This window comes from Salegentibacter sp. UBA1130 (genome assembly GCF_002311535.1).
GTDB lineage: Bacteria > Bacteroidota > Bacteroidia > Flavobacteriales > Flavobacteriaceae > Salegentibacter > Salegentibacter agarivorans.
This window is the reverse complement of sequence record NZ_DCAP01000031.1, coordinates 39,746-59,409: the sequence shown is the minus strand read 5'-3', so window position 1 is coordinate 59,409 and position 19,664 is coordinate 39,746. Positions and strand designations below refer to the sequence as shown.

At 35.3% G+C, this 19,664-nt stretch carries 17 protein-coding genes; 6 read left to right on the top strand and 11 right to left on the bottom strand.

Going from position 1 to position 19,664, the window contains the following annotated elements; genetic code table 11:
• Positions 1–294: 294 nt before the first annotated feature.
• Complete coding sequence (locus tag B4F31_RS11935) at positions 295–954, top strand: ATP-binding cassette domain-containing protein (protein ID WP_286761382.1); 660 nt, start codon at positions 295–297, stop codon at positions 952–954.
• Between the two features lie 55 nt (positions 955–1,009).
• On the opposite strand, the gene B4F31_RS11930 is transcribed toward B4F31_RS11935, so the two are convergent.
• From B4F31_RS11930 to B4F31_RS11885, 10 genes are all read right to left on the bottom strand, one after another.
• Positions 1,010–1,342: a hypothetical protein gene (locus B4F31_RS11930; RefSeq protein WP_286761381.1), complete on the bottom strand. Its 333-nt coding sequence runs from the start codon at positions 1,340–1,342 to the stop codon at positions 1,010–1,012.
• Between the two features lie 495 nt (positions 1,343–1,837).
• Positions 1,838–3,016, bottom strand: a complete 1,179-nt coding sequence (locus tag B4F31_RS11925; RefSeq protein ID WP_286761380.1) for an AIR synthase related protein — start codon at positions 3,014–3,016, stop codon at positions 1,838–1,840.
• Between the two features lie 116 nt (positions 3,017–3,132).
• Positions 3,133–4,623, bottom strand: coding sequence for a carboxypeptidase regulatory-like domain-containing protein (locus B4F31_RS11920; protein ID WP_286761379.1), 1,491 nt, complete (start codon positions 4,621–4,623; stop codon positions 3,133–3,135).
• Entirely contained in the window at positions 4,623–6,035 is a 1,413-nt protein-coding gene (locus B4F31_RS11915) for a CsgG/HfaB family protein (RefSeq protein WP_286761378.1), read from the bottom strand. The genes B4F31_RS11920 and B4F31_RS11915 overlap by 1 nt, the downstream gene beginning before the upstream one ends.
• 11 nt (positions 6,036–6,046) lie before the next feature.
• Positions 6,047–6,445: a curli production assembly/transport component CsgF gene (locus B4F31_RS11910; RefSeq protein ID WP_075326136.1), complete on the bottom strand. Its 399-nt coding sequence runs from the start codon at positions 6,443–6,445 to the stop codon at positions 6,047–6,049.
• 19 nt (positions 6,446–6,464) lie between these two features.
• Complete coding sequence (gene csgH / locus B4F31_RS11905; RefSeq protein WP_177195729.1) at positions 6,465–7,217, bottom strand: curli-like amyloid fiber formation chaperone CsgH; 753 nt, start codon at positions 7,215–7,217, stop codon at positions 6,465–6,467.
• Between the two features lie 5 nt (positions 7,218–7,222).
• A complete protein-coding gene (locus B4F31_RS11900; protein ID WP_286761377.1) occupies positions 7,223–7,708 on the bottom strand; it encodes a hypothetical protein in 486 nt (161 codons plus the stop codon).
• Between the two features lie 68 nt (positions 7,709–7,776).
• Positions 7,777–8,562 (bottom strand): hypothetical protein, encoded by a 786-nt coding sequence (locus B4F31_RS11895; RefSeq protein WP_286761376.1) that lies wholly within the window; start codon positions 8,560–8,562, stop codon positions 7,777–7,779.
• 896 nt (positions 8,563–9,458) lie between these two features.
• A complete protein-coding gene (locus B4F31_RS11890; RefSeq protein WP_075326132.1) occupies positions 9,459–11,645 on the bottom strand; it encodes a glutamine synthetase III in 2,187 nt (728 codons plus the stop codon).
• Between the two features lie 122 nt (positions 11,646–11,767).
• Positions 11,768–12,715 carry a calcium/sodium antiporter gene (locus B4F31_RS11885; RefSeq protein WP_075326131.1) on the bottom strand — a complete coding sequence of 316 codons (948 nt, stop codon included), beginning with the start codon at positions 12,713–12,715 and terminating at the stop codon, positions 11,768–11,770.
• Between the two features lie 131 nt (positions 12,716–12,846).
• On the opposite strand from B4F31_RS11885, the gene B4F31_RS11880 reads away from it, so the two are divergent.
• The 3 genes from B4F31_RS11880 (at position 12,847) to B4F31_RS11870 (ending at position 15,706) form a co-directional block, all read left to right on the top strand.
• Positions 12,847–13,212, top strand: coding sequence for a BlaI/MecI/CopY family transcriptional regulator (locus B4F31_RS11880; protein ID WP_286761375.1), 366 nt, complete (start codon positions 12,847–12,849; stop codon positions 13,210–13,212).
• Positions 13,213–13,215: 3 nt separating this feature from the next.
• Positions 13,216–15,372 carry a M56 family metallopeptidase gene (locus tag B4F31_RS11875; protein WP_286761374.1) on the top strand — a complete coding sequence of 719 codons (2,157 nt, stop codon included), beginning with the start codon at positions 13,216–13,218 and terminating at the stop codon, positions 15,370–15,372.
• Positions 15,373–15,553: 181 nt separating this feature from the next.
• A complete protein-coding gene (locus B4F31_RS11870) occupies positions 15,554–15,706 on the top strand; it encodes an SsrA-binding protein (protein WP_075326128.1) in 153 nt (50 codons plus the stop codon).
• 53 nt (positions 15,707–15,759) lie between these two features.
• Here the strand turns inward: B4F31_RS11870 and B4F31_RS11865 are convergent, their stop codons facing one another.
• Positions 15,760–16,410, bottom strand: a complete 651-nt coding sequence (locus B4F31_RS11865) for a flavodoxin family protein (protein WP_286761373.1) — start codon at positions 16,408–16,410, stop codon at positions 15,760–15,762.
• Positions 16,411–16,532: 122 nt separating this feature from the next.
• Between B4F31_RS11865 and B4F31_RS11860 the strand changes: the two genes are divergently transcribed.
• A complete protein-coding gene (locus tag B4F31_RS11860) occupies positions 16,533–17,816 on the top strand; it encodes a Kelch repeat-containing protein (RefSeq protein ID WP_286761372.1) in 1,284 nt (427 codons plus the stop codon).
• 183 nt (positions 17,817–17,999) lie between these two features.
• Positions 18,000–19,664, top strand: coding sequence for a peptidase domain-containing ABC transporter (locus tag B4F31_RS11855; RefSeq protein ID WP_075326125.1), 1,665 nt, complete (start codon positions 18,000–18,002; stop codon positions 19,662–19,664).

The following is a 19,664-nucleotide window of genomic DNA, read 5'->3' as shown; positions in this document are numbered from 1 at the left end:
TACGACTTTTATGATAAGCAAAACCAGGGCAATATTTTATTTTTACAAGCAATTTATTTTGATATCTATTTTGCTGAATTTTGTATTTCTATTTTATAGAAACCCGTTGATTTTGATAGTCATATTTAAGCTTGTGCTTAGTTTACTGGTATTTTACGTTTATAAAACCTCATATAAAAACCAGTTGTATCTTTACCAAAACCTTTCTTTAAGTAGTATTCAACTGTTCTTTTTTAGTTTTCTTATAGATTTTATTTTCATCATAGTTTCCGCCGGAATTTATTCTCTGATAATATGATCTTCGAAATTGATAATATTGAATTTTATTTTGCCGACAAGCAAATTCTTAACGGAGTTTACTTAAAGACTGAAACAGGAAAAGTTACCGGAATACTCGGTCCTAATGGCTGCGGCAAAAGCAGTTTGCTCAATATTTTCTTCGGAAGGCTTCAGCCCAGGCACAAATTGATTAGAATTGACAAGAAACCTTACCTGAAACCACTTTTTAAATACGGAATGGTAAACTATTTACCGCAACAAAATTTTATTCCGCCCAAAATGAAACTTGAAACCTGCTTTCAACTTTTTAAGGTAGATCTAAAGGAATTTTTAAAGATTTTCCCTGAATTTAAGGCCGCAAAAAACAATAAAATGCGAGAGCTTTCAGGGGGGCAACAACGTGTATTGGAAATTTATATTTGCCTAAATAGCAGAGCTAAACTTATTCTTTTAGATGAACCATTTTCCCATCTTTCGCCATTGTATGTAGAGAAAATTAAACATTTACTTCAAGAATTAAAGAAAGAAAAAGCCATAATTATTACCGACCATATGTATCGGCATATTTTGGATTCCAGCGATGAGATTTATCTTCTGAAAAATGGCAGTACACAGCTTATTAAAGAGGAAAAAGCTTTGGAAGATTATCAATATTTAAGAGTTGGTACGTTTTAGATTTATAGCCTAAAAAAACAGAAAATTTTAATTTAAACTTTCTTCAACTTAAAGATTAAACTTCTGTATCAACCCCCTCAATGTAGTTAAATTCCAAAGGTTTTATCCAGAATAGAATAATTAAACCAAGACTAAAAATATGAAGAAATCTATCGGGGTAATAAAAGACAGGCATATCTAAATAGAAGGCTATAAAGAAATTCACATCAGAGAGCGCCAGGAAAAGTGCAGCCAGCAAAAAATAAGAACTTTTTTTGTTGCTGTACCTATTATTATAAGTAATTGCTGTTCCAACCAACATCATCGTTAGAATGGTAAAGCCCAAATAGGCCGGATCAAAATAATCGTATAAGTGAACTTCTGGGACCATATCTAAGAGTTCAAACAATAGATAAATATTAATACCTACCACTGCCAAACCCAGAAACAATTCAAAAAACCTAAATTTTATAGCCCTAATTTTAGGAAAAACAATTAAAATCAACGCAAAGAAAATCGAAGATCTGGAAATAAAAGTTATAAAATTAAAGATTTGATTTTCGTAAAAAAGAAGCGCTATATCACAAATCCAAAAGGAAAATAATACATAATGAATTTTAGATTTAAAAGCCTGGAAAGACAAACTCCATAAAATAAAATACGAAGATGTTGCGACCCTTACCCACCTGCTGGCTTCTTCAGTAAAAAAATAGAGACTAAGTAAATTGAGTATAACCCAAACAACGGTTGAGGCAAAAACAAATTTGGAGTTATATATATTCAATTTATTCGCCAATAGGGTATATTTTTAGAGGTAAGTAAACAACCTTAAAAACTTAGCTTGTAATTTTATGCAATCTATACTTTTTAAAAATCACTACTATCAATAAACTAGAAGAAGTTTTTAATACTCAAATTTCCCAACCTCACTGTTAATAGTAAGTTTCTTTTCATCTGCAGCTTCCACCCTACCAACAATTTGCGCATCTACATTAAAAGATTTAGAAATAGCGATAATCTCTTCGGCAATTTCAGGATTTACATAAAGCTCCATACGGTGGCCCATATTAAAAACCTGGTACATTTCTTTCCAGTCGGTTTTGCTTTCTTGCTGAATGAGTTTGAAAAGTGGTGGCACCTCAAACATATTGTCTTTAATAATATGCAAATTATCTATAAAGTGAAGAATTTTGGTTTGGGCACCTCCGCTGCAGTGCACCATCCCATTAATTTCATTATTACTGAATTTAGAAAGTATCTTCTTAATAATTGGTGCGTAAGTTCGGGTGGGAGAAAGCACTAATTTCCCAGCGTCTAAAGGTGAATTTTCAACTTTATCAGTTAAAGATTTAGTTCCGGAATAGATCAAATCTTCAGGAATATCGTTATCAAAACTTTCAGGATATTTTTCGGCTAAAACCTTAGAAAAAACGTCGTGGCGTGCAGAAGTAAGTCCGTTACTACCCATTCCGCCGTTATACTCCTTTTCGTAAGAAGCCTGGCCGGAAGAAGATAAACCAACAATTACATTTCCGGGTTTAATATTGGCATTATCAATTACGTCAGACTTTTTCATCCTGGCGGTTACGGTAGAATCCACAATAATAGTTCTTACGAGATCGCCAACATCGGCAGTTTCGCCACCGGTAGAATGAATCTCAACGCCGAAGTCTTTTAACTCGGTAATCAATTCTTCGGTTCCATTAATTATTGCTGAAATTACCTCACCCGGAATTTTATTTTTATTTCGCCCAATTGTGGAAGACAACATAATATTATCTACAGCGCCCACACAAAGCAGATCGTCTATATTCATAATTAGTGCATCTTGCGCAATGCCCTTCCAAACCGAAAGATCTCCGGTTTCTTTCCAATACATATAGGCCAGGGAAGATTTTGTTCCTGCACCATCGGCGTGCATAATTAGGCAATGATCTGCATACCCGGTAAGATAATCGGGCACAATCTTGCAAAATGCTTTAGGAAATAATCCTTTATCTACATTTTTAATTGCATTGTGCACATCTTCTTTACCTGCTGAAACGCCGCGCTGAGCATATCTTTTACTAACTTCCTGACTCATAATTATATTGTTGAAGCCCCAAAGATAAACAGATTAGCTTAGTCGCTGAAAGATTATAAAATAAAAAAAGCGATAGCAAAAAATCCGCTACCGCTTTCCCCCGAAAAGAAAAATCTTTATTCCCAGTCAGGCATCTTTGCATTAGAATATAATTCCTGCCTACTGGATGCTCCCCCGTTTTCAATAAGGGTTTGTTCTATAAACATTTCTGAAATCCCATCGTTAGAAGTATTTACATAAGTAACTTCGGCTTCACTTGGGGAAAACCTTGGATCTAAATCGTTTGTTCCTTCAGGTTTATCATCACTAATATCTGTACTTTGGTTAGTGTTGAAGTTATAAATAAACATCCTGGAATTAAGTTGACGATAGTCGGCACTCTCATAACCTGAAACATCCCGGGTATACAAAAGTTTTTGGTTATCTACCGATAAATTTAAACCACCCAGGGCACCATCGAATCCAGATATTACAGATTTTATAAAATTACCAGACATATCTATAGTATAAATTTCAGCATTATAACCGGTGGCATTATTTACTAACAATGCAATTCGGGTATTGTCATTACTAACATCAACCTCTGTTATAAACTTGCCGTTAGGTTCTTCATAAATTAGGCTTGTTCCGCCGCCGGTTACATTTACCCTGTATAGTTTTTCGAAATTTGGATAAACCAAACTAGCGCCATCGTTAGCCCAGGAAAAGTCTACTTTCTCGAGGTTAAAGCCGTTTACAGGAATGTTGGAAGTGATTTGCGTTTGAGCCGATCCATCTAAATTCATAGTAAAAAGATGGGTTTGATTGCCTACCGTTCTAAGGAAAGCAATTTTATTGGTACGATGATTTTTACGTGGCCTGAAACTGTTTTGACTGGCAGAAGTTAGCTGATATTCATTTCCGTTTAAATCTCGAGCAAATATTACATTATTGTTATTCATCTCCCGCACATACATAAACCTTGTTTTAGGAAATTCTAACGTATTAAAAGAATATACTTCACTTAAAACGGGATCGTTAAGGCTATCTGAAACCTTTACCTGCCAAAAATATTTATATCCATAATTTAATCCCTCAACTGTTTGTACAGTATCACGAAGTTCTGTAAACCGCATTACTTCGTTATTACGATCGTTTCTTATTTCAAGTTCGTAAGTAAGGGTATCGTTATCTGCATCCCGGGATTCCCAGGTAAAATCTACGGTGGTAGGTATTCCTTCGGCATTGTCCTGAGGTGTCAACAAAGTTGGTGCGTCGGGGTTTCTATTATTAGCATTTGCAGGTTGCATTTCAAAAATAACATTTACTTCAGCATTTGCTAAAACTTCAGCGCCTTCAAATTGGGTTAACAATCCTTCTTTCCTGGCCTGCACAGAATATTCATCTACAGGAACGTTTTCAATTATAAATTCCCCGTTCTCATCGGTAAAAACAGTAGAAGTTGCCGGTGTGGTTGAAATGCGTACATTTTCTATTGGTTCAAAATCACCCTCGGTCACTACGGTTCCGGTTATGCTTCCGCTTTGTAAAGCATCAATCGTGTCTTCACTACATCCCACTGAAATGAAAATAAATAACAGCGGAAAAATATATTTTAGATTTTTCATTATTGATTGTTTAAGTTGTTATTTCTTTCACGTTTAGTTTTACCAAGGTGAAAATTAAGACCAATGCTAAAGTTGAAATAATGGTCGTTTCGCTTACCGTGAACAAACCGGTCCAGTTCGTCGTTAAACATAAGATTATGCTCTGCGAAACCTCTTATGCCCAACTTGTCGGTAATCATATACTCAAGCCCCAGGCCGTATTGAAGTTTAAAATGCGTTGAAGACATTCCATCTGGCACCTCATCGCTATCCAAACCAAAAACAACGCCGCCTCCGGCAGATAAATAAGGCCCAAAGGTGTCGTTAGGCAAAACATTATATTGTCCATTCACATCAAGGCCTACAAACTTTTCTGAAAATGCGCCCTGATTTTTAAGATCAAAAGCATTGGCTGCCAGATTCACAGAAAGGGAAGGGAAAATATTATTGGTATAATCTACTCTTAACATTCCACCTGCTTCAGCGTTGGAGAAATCCCCGCTCATTAAAGAAGTCCCTACATTAACTCCAATAGAACTGCCGGTTTTATCTATAAACTTGCGGTCATATAAGCTTTCCATCCCAGCATCTTCTTTTTCGGTATTATAGAGAGCGATTAATTCGTTTGCTAAAGGTTGCTGATCTTCTCTGGGAGTCCATAAATTATCCTGAATTCCCTCCAAAACCAGGGCTTCTACCCCTTTTTCTATAGCTTCGGTAACCGCTAATTGTACAGGCTCGTTTCGGGTAAAGCCGGTTTCAGCTTCCATTAAACGCTGAAAACTCACATATTTAAATAAGCTGGCATCTAAAGCCTGGGAAAGTATAGTTTTAGAAATGTAAACATTCTTTAAAATTCTTCCACTGGAAGTAGAAACAGCTCTTAGATAAATAGTCACCCTGTCCTGTCTATACTGGGAAGAACCACCAACACCAAAATACCTGGCACCTAAACCACCAGTAATAATATTGGTATCGTAAGATACTATACCTCCTTCCAGAATAATTCCTGCGTAAAGCAAAGGTGGAAGTTGCGGTTCATTGGTATTAGAATTAGCTCTGTATTCCTGGCGGGTAGAACGAATTATATTTCTTTCGTTTAAAAGGTTTCCTACGTTTTCTCTTTCTATGGTAGTAAACCATTTAGAGTCTTCAAGAGCTTTAATAAGAATTGAAGTAGCTCCCTGGGTTACGGCTGTACTAAAGGTACTCCCCATTTCTGAGGGTTTATACTGGCCGGTTAAATCTCTAAAATTATAGACTCCTACTACCACCGGTTCTTCGGGTAGAGGGAGATTTTTAAGGGCGGTTGTAGCATTTGTACTCTCCCCTATTCTAGCATCCTGATAGTCTACAGGTTGGTTAAAATAAGATCCGCAAGAACAAAACAGCACCACTACCCCCACTAAAATGGAGTATTGCAAAAATTTCATAAATAGGAGGTTTATTGTGGAACTATTATTTGAGTTTGCTCGCCGGTATTGGTATCAAGAATATTGATTACCAAACCTTCGTTAGAGGGAAAAATATCTATTGCCAAACTGCCAAAAGTATATTTTCCTTCCTGTAAACCTGCTTCGCCAAATTCTTCAGTAAATAACTGCCGGCCTACCTGGCCCAGTAACTGTGAATTTAAACTTTGGGTAAATTGTTCCATTTCAGAAAGTTCCTTGCGTGCAGCATCAGGATCTTCAAAAGAATTTTGTGATTGCGCACTGCTTAAAAGCCACTGGTAGTTAAATGTATCACCACCAAATGCGGGATTTTTAGGTGTATAAACCAATTCTTGAGCAGATATTGGGAGACACCAAAAAAATAATAGAATTAAAACTAATCTTTTCATAATCGGGGGGATTAAAAAATTAATATTGTGAAATCTTTTCGCTTCGGTTTTTTAGGTATTCCATATACCTATTCACCTGTTGTAAGGCCGTAACAGCCTGTTCTTTTAAATAGTCTAATTTTGGTCTGGTAAAAAATTCATAAATCACCTTATCATCTACCTTTACCATTATTTTTGTTGTTCGGCCAAAACTTATCATTTCTTCTATTTCTATCATTTTATTACCTTCTACAGGATTTAAACTGTATTGCTGGTAAAAAAAGTCGTAGAAATCTTTTCCGGGTTTCGTTTTTGTTCTTTGAATAACCATACTGGTTAATTCAATTCCTTCGTTTCTTTTTTCATAAGAGAGTTGGTTTTCTTCTTTTTCCTCTGTTTTCTCTTCAAATACAATTCTACTGGTACCCATAACCTCATCATCTTCGTTATAAATTATTAAAAGAATAATGCTGCGTTGTTGTGGGTTAATTGAAACTGTAGTTGAAGAAAGTTCCCGGGTTTCAAAAGGCTCTAAAGTGAACCGGCCCGTTTGAGAATTTTTGGAAGAATTATTATCTCCAGATGAAGTAATTACCGATAACTCGTAGTGCAAACTATAAGTAGCCTCGGTTAAATTTTTAGAAATTCCCGTAATCTCCAGGAGATTATCCTTATTATCATTGGTTTTAATAGAAGCTTCTACTTCTGAATTAAAATTTTGAGCTTCAGCAGAAACTGAAATTAAAAATATTAGAACCAGTAAATTCAATGGTCCCGATATTATTTTTCTCAATGAAATCATTTAAAATTTCTTACAATTAAAGAGCGTGAATCACCATTCATATGAAATTTCAGATTATTTCCAATAGAATTAGAACCAAATTGTTCAAAATGATGGTTTTTCCCTTGCTGATTAAGCTCTAAACTTATTTCTTCTCCAGGACTGTTCACAAAATTGAAAGCCTTATGCCTGTCTCCATTTTGTACAATTGAAGATGAAAAGGTTGTGGCAATAACATTAGAATAAATATTATTAAAATTTCCATTTTGAATGTAAACAGATTTATTCTCCTGGGCTCTTACCGAAGTATATACCTGGTTTCTATCTCCAATTTGATTTATGAAGACTTCATTATTTACCTGTTTATTCTCCTTTTGCACACTTGCCAAAAGATTTACTACAACCTGATTTTGAATTCGATTATGAGTTAAATTATCCTGGGCAGTTAACTGGAAATTAAAACAAAGCAGTAATAAAAAAGTGCTAAAACCAATACTTCTCATAAGATGAATTTTTAAATAAAAATAACCCGGACGCCTAAAATACATCCGGGTTATTTTCTATTTATTAATTAGTTTGCTGATGGAACTAAGTTACCCTGGTTAACCATTGAAGTGTTATGGTTTCCACTCTGGTTCACTAAGCTCATATGCATGCTACCACCTTGAGTAACAGTGCTGGCATTATGATTTCCAGATTGCATAGACCAGGACATATGGCGATCTCCTTTTTGTTCTACATCACTAGTGTTGTGATCTCCAGTTTGGGTTACGTAAGAATTACTTCCCCATCCGTTTTGGTAAACATCACTCTCATTGTGGTTTCCAGATTGAAAGGTATAAGATTCATGACTTGCACCAGTTTGAAAATCGTCAGCAGAGTTATTATCCCCAGACTGCGTTTGAATAGAAACATGGTTGCTGTTTAATTGCTCGATACTAGCATCGTTGCCGTTTCCAGATTGTATTTGCATAGCCACACCATTTACAGTTCCGCTTCCTGCACCATTTGTATATGGAGAATCTTGAGAAATTACAGCTTCGTTGTGGTTACCACTTTGATATTGCCTAGAGAAATTCGCCGCTGGTCCTTGTAGACCATCATCATTCTGACCTGAAATAGCAGAGTTATGACTTCCGGTTTGAATAACAAAAGCTTCATTATACTCAGCTTTTTGATCTACATCAGCAGAGTTATGATCTCCAGATTGAGAAACAAAAGACAGGTTAGATAATCCTTGTTGATCTACATCAGATTGGTTATGATTACCAGATTGACCAACAAGACTTGAATTACTTTGAGCAAATGCAACTGCCCCAAACATTAGCGCGCTAGCGCAAAAAATCACTTTTTTCATAATAAAAAATTAAGGTTAAAAAAATATTTAAATTAAAAACTTACAATTTCACTTTGGGGCAAAACGAGTCTTCTTCATAACTATAATAAAACTATACTATAGAAATAGAATTAATGTTGGGGGCATAATGTGTAGGGAGTTAGAATTTGACGCAACCTTGGGGGGAAGGTTTAGGGGGGTGTTAAATTCTGATGCTAATATAGGATGGATTTTAGGACGAAAATATACTTTTCGATGAAGAGCTACATTTTTTGACAAGATGTGAAATGAATCTTAAAGGAATAATTATACGGGAAAACCCGTATGCACTTATTTGAATTAGTAGGAATTTTCTTATCCTCTTTATATTTTATATAATTCATTGAAAAGCAGATTCTAAATCTTTAGTTTTCAGTAGATTTATAAAAATTACAGTTATAAAAATTTTAAAAATTTAATAGGAAGAAATAAAATTATAGCCGCGCTCTAAAATCTTTAAAAAAGTTGAATTAATCGATATGGTGTGAAATTTCCTATAAAATTTATCCAAATAATAAGCTCATTTCAAAAGAAGACTAAAACACACATAAAGCACTGATTTATAATAATTTATAGTTATTTTACAAGTCCCCGATAAAAATTGAAGAAATTCTGCGCTAAAAAGCAGTTTAATACACGCTAAAATAAAAATTGTAGGAAATAACTTATAATTCTTAATAATAATAATAAAGGTAGTTTCCGGTACGGGAAAGCTCCAAAAATGCGGAAATCCTCTTAAAAACAGAAAAAGTCTTCTGTAATAGAATTAAAATAATGAAAATAGTACTCAAATTAGGTAATTAAAATTTTTAAAATTAGTTCTGAAACAAAAAAACCACGTGTTTGCACACGTGGTTTTTATAATTATATATTTAAAATTACCTGGTAAAAAGTAACTCTCTGTACTTAGTTAACGGCCATAGCTCATCATCTACCAGAAGTTCCAATTTATCACAGTGGTATCTTATTTCATCAAAATAAGGCTTTACATCATCACAATAAGCGAAGGCTCGTTTTTCAGAATCTTCTATCTTATTAGCTACTTTCCTGGCCTCTATCATAGCTTTAACTCCGCTATTGATCTTAGCAATATGTTCAGAGATCTCTTCAATGAGTTCCAGTTGCTCGTTAGAATGTTTCTTGAAGTCTTCGTTATAAATATGCTTCAGGCCTTCTACATTCTCTATAAGGATATTCTGGTAACGAACTGCAGTTGGGATAACATGATTTCTGGCAATATCTCCAAGGATTCTACCTTCAATCTGGATTCGCATCGCGTAATCTTCAAGTTCAATTTCGTGACGCGCTTCAAGTTCCACTTTGTTCATCACCTTCATTTCTTCATAAAGAGCGATTGTTTTCTCAGAAATTTGAGCTTTTAAGGCTTGTGGAGTCGTTCTATTATTACTTAAGCCACGTTTTTTAGCTTCCTTCTCCCAGGCTTCACCATAACCATCTCCTTCAAAACGAATGTTCTTAGATTGCTTGATGTATTCTCTAAGTACATTAAAGATAGCATCATCCTTCTTCATTTTCTTGCCTTTAATCAACTCATCAACTTCAGATTTAAAGTCATTTAGTTGTTTGGCCATAATGGTATTAATAACCGTCATTGGGTTAGCGCAATTTGCAGTAGAACCAACAGCTCTAAATTCAAATTTATTACCGGTAAAGGCAAAAGATGAAGTACGGTTACGATCGGTATTATCCAGTAAAATTTCCGGAATCTTACCTACTACATTAAGTTTTAGCTCGGTTTTTTCCTGCGGAGATAGTTTTCCGTCGGTTACCTTTTCTAATTCATCCAATACTTCGGTTAACTGAGATCCAATAAATGCTGAAATAATTGCGGGCGGTGCTTCGTTTGCTCCCAACCTATGATCGTTAGATGCACTTGCAATAGCTGCTCTTAACAATTCTTCGTTATCATGTACTGCTTTAATAATATTAATGAAGAAAGTTAAGAATTGAAGGTTCTTCATTGGTGTAGAACCCGGTGCTAATAAGTTTGTCCCGGTATCTGTGGCTAAAGACCAGTTGTTGTGTTTACCACTACCGTTAATACCGGCAAATGGCTTTTCGTGAAGAATTACCTTAAAGTGGTGTTTTTCGGCAATCTTACTCATAATATCCATAATTAATGAATTATGGTCTACGGCAAGGTTACCTTCTTCAAAAATTGGTGCCAGCTCAAACTGGTTTGGTGCAACCTCGTTATGACGTGTTTTCACCGGAATACCAAGTTTCATACACTCAATTTCCAGGTCTCGCATATAGGCCAATACCCTTGAAGGAATTGAACCAAAATAGTGATCGTCTAATTGTTGTCCCTTTGCAGGAGAATGTCCCAACAAAGTACGCCCTGCCAAAGAAAGGTCTGGACGCGTAGCGGCCAAAGCAGAGTCAATAAGAAAGTATTCCTGCTCCCAGCCTAAAGTAGCGGTTACTTTTGTAACATTTTTATCAAAATATTTAGCTACGGATGTTGCTGCCTGGTCTACAGCTTGTAATGCTCTTAAAAGAGGTGTTTTATAATCTAAAGCTTCACCTGTATAAGAAACAAAGATCGTTGGTATACAAAGCGTTGTTCCCCAAAGAAAAGCTGGAGAAGTAGGATCCCATGCAGTATAACCACGGGCTTCAAAAGTATTTCTAATTCCTCCACTTGGGAAACTTGAGGCATCTGGCTCTTGTTGAACCAAAGCTCCGCCACCAAATTTTTCTATTGCAGAACCATCGGCCTGAGTTTCAAAAAAGGCATCGTGTTTTTCAGCCGTTGCGCCGGTTAATGGTTGAAACCAGTGTGTATAATGGGTAGCTCCTTTTGAAATGGCCCATTCTTTCATCCCAGTAGAAATGTGGTCTGACACTCTACGGTCAATTTTCTTACCGGTTTTTATAGCTTCCATCACATTTTCGTAAGCTTCCTTGGTAAGGTATTGCTTCATGGAGGCTTCGTTGAACACATTTGTTCCAAAAAGCTCAGACCTTCTGGCCGGCTCTTTAATCTTAACCGGCTTGCGGTTAAAGGTTTCTTTTAAAGCTTCAAATCGTAAAGTTGACATATTGGTGTGTTTGATAAATTTTAAATTTCAGCTACCAAATGTATGTATTTTTACAGACACCCCGTTAAAAATCAAGCCTCTGATTTAAATTTTTATGTATTTATTAATACACCCCCTTAAAATTAACCCAAAAATGCAAGACCCGTAAAAATTACATAGCTTACGAATAAAATCACACCTTTATACCTGTTGAAAAGAAAGCGTTTTGGTAAAAAAGCTAGCGGAGCAATGGCAAAAGCAATCCCAATCATCCAGAAAATGTCGTTGGTAAGTATTTGATCTGACTGAATATAAATAGGTTGAATCATTGCGGTGATTCCCAAAACCGAAGCAATATTAAAAATATTAGATCCTATAAGATTCCCCAGGGAAAGTGCTTTTTCCTTTTTTAAAGCTGCAATAACCGATGCTGCCAGTTCTGGTACACTTGTTCCAATTGCAATCATAGTCACAGAGATTACTCTTTCACTTACTCCCAACATTGTTGCCAGGTCTACAGCACCATCTACCAGTAATTCTGAACCTCCCCAAAGTGCCACGCCTCCTATTAGTAACCAGATAATCATTTTAAAATTTGAAGTCTCTTTAAGTGAGTCGTCTATTCCCTCAACTGCAATTTCAGTTTTTCTACGAGACCTTCTTATTAATAAAATTAGAAAAACGATAAGACCTATAAATAATAAGAGACCTTCCAATCGCGAAATATGTCCACCGGTATATAAAAAGTAATAAAGTACAATAGAGAAAAGCATCATTGCCGGCCAGTTAAACCGGTAAAACTCCCTGTCTACAGAAATTGAGGTAATTATGGCGGTAATACCCAGTACCAAACCTAAATTGGCAATGTTAGAACCTATCACATTTCCCAGGGAAATATCTGAAAAACCATTTAGTGCAGCCTGTAAACTTACCAGAAGCTCGGGAGCCGATGTAGCAAACGATACCACCGTTAAACCAATTACCATTTTGGAAATATTGAACTTAAAAGATAGCGCTACAGAAGCTCTAACCAAAAATTCTCCACCTACAACCAACAAAACAAGCCCAATAAGAATAAAAACAATACTCATCTAATTTTTTTTGCGAAGATAAAATAATCCTGTGAGCTAAACTTAAAAGCATCATAAATCAAAATGAAACTACTTAATTAGTAATTAAACTATTTTTTTCGTTATATTTGAAATAACCAAACAAAATCAAAATGAAAAGATTAACTAACAAAGAGGAAGAAGTGATGCGTATTCTCTGGCAATTGGAGAAAGCATTTGTTAAAGAAATTATTCCGCACATACAGGATAAAAAATATCATTACAATACAGTCTCAACTATTGTAAGACATTTAGAAGACAAAGGCTTTGTTGGCCATACAGCTTATGGAAATACACATCAATACTATCCCGTAATTTCTAAAGAAGATTACAGAAAACATATTATGAGTCTCACCTCAAAACGTTTTTTTGATAATTCTTATAAGAGTATGGTTTCCTTTTTTGCTAAAGAAGAAAAGATTAGTGCCAGGGAACTTCGGGAAATCCTTGAAATTATAGAAAAGGAGAACAAAGAATAACTTATGGAAGCATTCTTAACCTATCTCTTTAAAAGCGCAGGATTGCTAAGTATTTTTTACCTGGCTTATATTATTTTACTAAGAAAAGAAACCAGTTTCCAGATAAATCGTAAGTTTCTGATGGGTGGAATTTCAACTTCAGCGGTTCTACCGGCAATTTATTTTACCCGGAAAGTGATAGTGGAAGCTAATAACTTTTCTTTCCACGAGTTTCCTGCAAGCACAAATATTACTTCAGAAAATATAGCATCCAATTTTGGCGCCTGGGAAGTCCTGGGTATTGCTTATTTAAGTGTTGCCCTGTTTTTCCTAACAAAAATTTTTGTGCAGCTTTTCAACATTTGGCAACTTATTAAAAAAAGCCAAATTCATAAAATAGATGGTTTTAATTTTCTTACAACCAATACTACGGTAAGTCCGTTTTCATTCTTTAAATTCATTGTTTATAATCCTGCAGCGCATTCAGAAAAAGATTTGCAAATGATTTTGCAACACGAAAAGATACACGCGGCGCAATGGCATTCTATAGATATATTAATAGCAAATCTTACTACCGCCCTACTTTGGTTTAACCCGTTAAGCTGGCTGTATAAAAAAAGCGTTGAACAAAACCTGGAATATATAGCCGACAGGGAAACGGTGGCTATTTCGGGGGCAAAAAAATCTTATCAGCAGGCTTTGGTAAAAGTTTCAATTTCAAATTTACAACCTGCACTTACCAATCATTTTTACCAGTCATTTATCAAAAAACGAATTCTTATGTTGAATAAAAAATCATCTCAAAATACCGGGCTTTGGAAACTAAGCCTTGTTTTTCCATTTGTCCTGGCTTTTATGCTCGCTTTTAATGTAAAGACCAAGGCCCAAACAAAAAAATCTGAAAATCCTGTAGAAACTGTTCAAGTAAATAAATCAGTTTCAGCTACAATTACAAAATTTTCTAAAGAGGAAGGTCTGGAAAAAATTTCTGGAATTTTTCAGAAATTCAATGTTGAACTGGAGTTTTCAGAAATTAAATATTCCAACGAACTACTTACCGGTATAAAAGTTTCCTTCTTAAACAAAGAAACCAACGAAACCGGAACTTTCTCAACCAACGATACAGAAGGAATTGAATCTTTTGAAATCTTTACAGATAAAAAAGAAACCGGTTTTAGGAAAGCCAATACCCTTTTGGAAAAAGGCGCTATATCTTCTAACGGAAGTGCTTTAGGTAAACTAGGGAAACATCCCTTATATATTATAGACAGTAAGAAATATACTTCTAAAGAATTAGACGGGAAACACCTTGATATTTCTAAGCAAGGAATAAGTATTTCTTTAGCTGAGGAAGCAAAGGCAAAATATGGAAATGAAGCCGAAGACGGAGCAATTATTGCCAATAATGCAAGAATCATCGATAATTTACAGAATGAATTAAAGAGAATTGATAAAGAGGATTCTGAAACCAAACGCGAATTCTTACAAATAGAACACGGTAGATCACCGAGTTTAATTTCCCTCCAAACTAATTTTAAGGGGAAGAAAAAAAACAAAAATAAAAAGTTACGCGAAAACTCTAAAAATCTTCAAGAAATCCCCGGCGATCCCCTTTATATATTAAACGGTGAAAAAAGTAAGAAAGAAATTGTTGAGTTAATAGATAAAGATCTTATTAAAAGTGTAAATGTTCTTAAAGGCGAAAACGCAACTTCTCTTTATGGGAAAGACGCCAAAGATGGGGCGGTGATTATTACTACCGGGGTTTTGGATAAATCTAAAAAGAAAACTGAAAAAAAGGTGATAAAAACCCAAGCTCATTCAGTCGGATTTCAAACATTCAAAAAGAAAACAGATTACGAAATAATAACCGGCAAAAGTTTAAGTTTTTCTAATTCCAAAGATATAAACGCTTTTCATAAATATGAAGAAGATAAAAAATCAGATAACTCAACAGGCTATACTGTTAAGGCCAATATTTTCACGAATGGGCATAAGCAAGCTTCGCCTCTAGTTATAATTGATGGAAAAAAGGAAAGTGCAGAGTTTAGGGAAGAAAAACTACAACCCGAAGATGTTGAAAAAATTAATGTTCTTAAAGGTACAGTTGCTTTAGAAAAATATGGAGAAGATGCCGAAGACGGGGTTATTGAAATTACTACTAAAAAAGATAAAAAATAATTTTCTTTTCATTTAAATTTGAATTTAAAGGCAGGCTAATTCCCTGCTTTTTTCTTTTACCTGATTTTCAATATCTTTGAAGTAAACCCCTTTGAGGCAAATTCAGGAAGAATTGAATATATGAATATTGAGGCAAACCTCAGCGCATTTAAATCTCGATTATCGAGTAAACCAACCAAAAATGAAAAAGAAATTTTTTAAAGCACTTTCTAAACTTAACAAGAAGGTTCTGCCCAGCTACACTAAAAAAGAACTGGATCTCAGAAAAGCCAGTAAAGTACAAATGGCAATTATTGGCTGGAAATCTTGGGTTACCAGGAATTCTTTGGACTAAAAAAAGCCCTTAAGACAATTCTTAAGAGCTTCCTGTATATATTCAAGTTTCCCCTACTTACTCATTTTTTTAGCTTTTTCTTCCAGTTTTTTTACATCAGTAGGATACGGATTTTCTTTTAAGGTTTTTGCTAAATACGCCAGGTTGTGAGCCATAAGTAACATCATATTATTGGTGAATTCGTGTTTATTCCCTTCGGCTTCAATATAACTTGGCCCGGGCCCAGCTTCACCCACATAATAGCAAAATCCGTTTACGGGAACAGTAAATCCGTGCTCAGAGAGGTCAAAAACCATACTGGAAATTGCTTTTTTAGCACCGTCTTCATTCCCATCTACCATAACTCCGGCTACCTTATTATAAGTTGGAAATTGCCCGTTTTCTTCGCTTCCCTCTTCCATTATTCCATCAAAACGTTCGGCAACCATTTTAGCCACGGCACCCCGATCTCCACGCCAAATTGGAGTAGCTAGAATTAAAATATCGGCAGCTTTTACCTTCTTTAAAATCTTAGGCCATTCATCTCCATTTTCTTCATCAGAGGTAACTCCAAATTTTACATCATGGTCTACCACACGAACAATTTCGGTAGAAACATCAAGGCCTTTAAAAACCTTTTCAGCTTCTTCAATAAAGGCTTCGGTATTAGATGTTTTGGGAGATTTTTTAAGTGTACAATTCAAAAATAAAGCTTTCAGTTTCATAATTTAGATTTTATGGTTTACTATGCAACTTATTAAAAAGGGAGACTTAAAGCAGTTAAGGCTTGGTTAAACCTACCTTAGTGTTTTGTGAGAAGCCTTATATTTATGATAAAGTATTAATTATGATGAAAAAATACCTTTTACTTAGTATTCTTTGTTTTTCGGTAATTAGCCTTAATTCTCAATCCTGGAAAACTCTTCCTGCAAATGGAGAAGCACAGGAACGCCACGAGAATGCTTTTGTACAGGCAGGAAAGCGGTTTATTTTAATTGGAGGTCGCGGTAATAAACCAATTGATATCTACGAAACCGAAAACCAAAAATGGAAAAAAGGAGCACAACCTCCCCTGGAAATTCACCATACACAGGCCGTAAGCCTGGACGGACTTGTATATATATTAGGCGCATTTACCGGTGGCTGGCCAGATGAAGATCCTATTCCTAATATTTATATTTACGACCCCTTAGAAAATTTATGGGTAAAAGGACCCGAAATTCCTGAAGACCGTAGACGTGGTGCTGCCGGCGTTGCAATAAAAGATAAAAAAATATACCTAATAAACGGAATTACTAATGGGCATACTTCCGGTTGGGTAAATTGGTTTGATGAATATGATGTTTATAAAAATAAATGGAAAATACTTCCAAATTCGCCTAATGAACGGGATCACTTTCAAGCAGTAATAACTGGGGATATACTCTTTGTTGCCGGCGGAAGGAAATCTGGAAGTGTTGAAGGAAACGGATTTGCCGGTACAGTGAAAGCCACAGATATCTACGATTTTAATGCGGGAAAATGGAAAACCATTTCTGAAATTCCTACGCCAAGAGGCGGCACGGCAGTTGGACTTTTAGATAATAAGCCTGTAATTTTGGGAGGTGAAAGTGATGCCCAGGAAAAAGCGCACAATGAAGCTGAAATCTTTAATTTTGCTGATGGAAAATGGGATAGCCTGCCTCCATTAAAACAAGGCCGGCACGGCACCCAGGCAATTACCATTAATAAGCAAATTATTATTGGTGCCGGAAGCGGAAATCGAGGTGGTGGCCCAGAGTTAAATTCGTTTGAAGTTTTTGCCAAAGACAATTCCCTTAATTTTAGTACCGATGCTATTCTGGCAGGGGAATTAAAAGCATCACAAGACAATCTTGATTTTTCAAAACAAGAAATAAAAAGTCTTAGAATTTCTCATAAAGGAGGTAACCAGGCTATTATAATTACCGAAATAAATATTAGTGATAATTTTAGTATTGTTAATAACAAAAGTCTCCCATTCATTTTAGCCCCACGTTCAGAATTTGAATTAAAAATAAAAGGAAATCAAAATCCCGGAGAACTGTTTATTAAAAGAACGGGTAAAAAAGAAGACCTTAAAGTAAGCTTGAATAAGAATAACGAGAAGTAACCCCTTAACCTCATTATAAAATGGAATAAATTTGCATCCCAAATAATATAATACCGGGAAACCTAATCAAAAATAAAGCAAGAACAAGCGTTAAAATTTGATTAAACCCTAATGAAAAATTCTTTTGAAAATTATTTTTGCATATTATGGAAAATCACTTTTTAAACTGCATAGTATTACTTAATGAGCAAAACTAAACCAGGTACTCCGGTAAAAAGACTTTGGAATTTACTAAAATTAGACAAGCGCGATGTAAGTCATATTTTATTTTATGCACTTTTCGCGGGTTTATTAAATTTGGCAGTTCCCCTGGGTATACAGGCTATTGTGAATTTAATTCAGGGAGGAAAAGTTAGTACCAGCTGGGTAATTTTAGTGATTTTAGTTACGCTCGCAGTAGGTTTGGTTGGAGTTTTTGAGTTGCTACAACTTAGACTGGCAGAAAATATTCAGCAAAAAATATTTACACGTTCCAGTTTTGAATTTTCCTACCGTTTTCCCAAAATTAAAAGTGAAGCTTTACAAAATATCTATCCGCCAGAACTGGCAAACCGTTTTTTTGATACCCTAAAAGTTCAAAAAGGAGTAAGCAAAATTTTATTAGATCTCCCGGCGGCCACAGTCCAGGTTGTTTTTGGAGTTATACTGCTCTCCCTTTATCACCCATTTTTTATTTTATATGGACTATTACTGGTATTATTAATTTATATCGTCTTTAAATTTACAGCTGCCAAAGGTTTAAAAACCAGCTTAGACGAATCTAAAAACAAATACCAGGTAGCTCACTGGATTCAGGAGGTTGCCCGAAACTTAAACAGTTTTAAAATTTCTGGCCGAAGCAAGCTGGCGCTGGATAAAAACGATAAACTTACCGAAAAATACCTGAGGGAACGGGAAGAGCATTTTGGCGTTCTTAAAATTCAGTACATTAAACTTATTATTTTTAAGGTTTTGGTAGCCGGTGGTCTCCTGGCTATTGGAGGAATGTTGGTTCTAAACCAACAAATGAATATTGGTCAATTTGTAGCCGCCGAGATCATTATTCTCTTAATTATTTCTTCCGTAGAGAAAATGATACGAGGCCTTGAGGATATTTATGACACCCTTACCTCGCTGGAGAAACTGGGACAGGTAGTAGATAAACCCTTAGAACCTTCAGAAAATCAAAATTCTGTAAACGCTTCTAATGGTATTAAACTGGAATTTAAAGATGTGGCATTTGAGCCGGAAGGTTATTCGGTTTTAAAGGGAATTAATTTTGTAGTGAACCCCGGAAAATCGCTTGTAATTACCGGGCCGGCAGGAAATGGAAGAACCAGTCTTTTAAAACTCATTTCAGGTATTTTTAGTCCTACAAAAGGTAAAATTTATGTAAACGATCTCGCCCGGCACACCCTTGTTTTAAATGAATATCGGCAATATCTAGGGACTTTATTACCCGATGAAATTCCGTTTGAAGGTAGTCTTTGGGAGAATATAACTTTTGGAGATGAATCTATTTCAGACCAGGATATAGATTGGGCTTTAGAACAGGCTGGCTTAAAAGATTTTGTAAAAGAGCAAAACAATGGTATTTATACTCAAATTCATCCTGAAGGTAGATATTTATCTTCCCTTATTTCACAAAGAATTATCCTGGCCAGGGCTATTGTAAATAAGCCTGCAATACTTATTTTAAAAGAACCTTTTACGAAATTTGAACCTCAGGAAAAGAAAAGGATATTAAAGTTTTTAACCGATCCGCAGCAAAAATGGAGCTTAATTGTAGCCAGTAATGATGATTTATGGAAAGAAATTTGTGATGAGCGCCTGGAATTAGAGGATGGTAAAATCGTTAAATCCCTGTAG

Excerpts from the sequence above, each read along its gene's own strand:
- B4F31_RS11890 (WP_075326132.1), bottom strand. The coding sequence starts at position 11,645 with ATGTCAACTTTACGATTTGAAGCTTTAAAAGAAACCTTTAACCGCAAG.
- B4F31_RS11925 (WP_286761380.1), bottom strand. The coding sequence starts at position 3,016 with ATGAGTCAGGAAGTTAGTAAAAGATATGCTCAGCGCGGCGTTTCAGCA.
- B4F31_RS11900 (WP_286761377.1), bottom strand. The coding sequence starts at position 7,708 with ATGAGAAGTATTGGTTTTAGCACTTTTTTATTACTGCTTTGTTTTAAT.
- B4F31_RS11935 (WP_286761382.1), top strand. The coding sequence starts at position 295 with ATGATCTTCGAAATTGATAATATTGAATTTTATTTTGCCGACAAGCAA.
- B4F31_RS11885 (WP_075326131.1), bottom strand. The coding sequence starts at position 12,715 with ATGAGTATTGTTTTTATTCTTATTGGGCTTGTTTTGTTGGTTGTAGGT.
- B4F31_RS11880 (WP_286761375.1), top strand. The coding sequence starts at position 12,847 with ATGAAAAGATTAACTAACAAAGAGGAAGAAGTGATGCGTATTCTCTGG.
- B4F31_RS11895 (WP_286761376.1), bottom strand. The coding sequence starts at position 8,562 with ATGAAAAAAGTGATTTTTTGCGCTAGCGCGCTAATGTTTGGGGCAGTT.
- B4F31_RS11865 (WP_286761373.1), bottom strand. The coding sequence starts at position 16,410 with ATGAAACTGAAAGCTTTATTTTTGAATTGTACACTTAAAAAATCTCCC.
- B4F31_RS11910 (WP_075326136.1), bottom strand. The coding sequence starts at position 6,445 with ATGAAAAGATTAGTTTTAATTCTATTATTTTTTTGGTGTCTCCCAATA.
- B4F31_RS11870 (WP_075326128.1), top strand. The coding sequence starts at position 15,554 with ATGAAAAAGAAATTTTTTAAAGCACTTTCTAAACTTAACAAGAAGGTT.
- B4F31_RS11860 (WP_286761372.1), top strand. The coding sequence starts at position 16,533 with ATGATGAAAAAATACCTTTTACTTAGTATTCTTTGTTTTTCGGTAATT.
- B4F31_RS11855 (WP_075326125.1), top strand. The coding sequence starts at position 18,000 with ATGAGCAAAACTAAACCAGGTACTCCGGTAAAAAGACTTTGGAATTTA.
- B4F31_RS11915 (WP_286761378.1), bottom strand. The coding sequence starts at position 6,035 with ATGAAATTTTTGCAATACTCCATTTTAGTGGGGGTAGTGGTGCTGTTT.
- B4F31_RS11920 (WP_286761379.1), bottom strand. The coding sequence starts at position 4,623 with ATGAAAAATCTAAAATATATTTTTCCGCTGTTATTTATTTTCATTTCA.
- B4F31_RS11875 (WP_286761374.1), top strand. The coding sequence starts at position 13,216 with ATGGAAGCATTCTTAACCTATCTCTTTAAAAGCGCAGGATTGCTAAGT.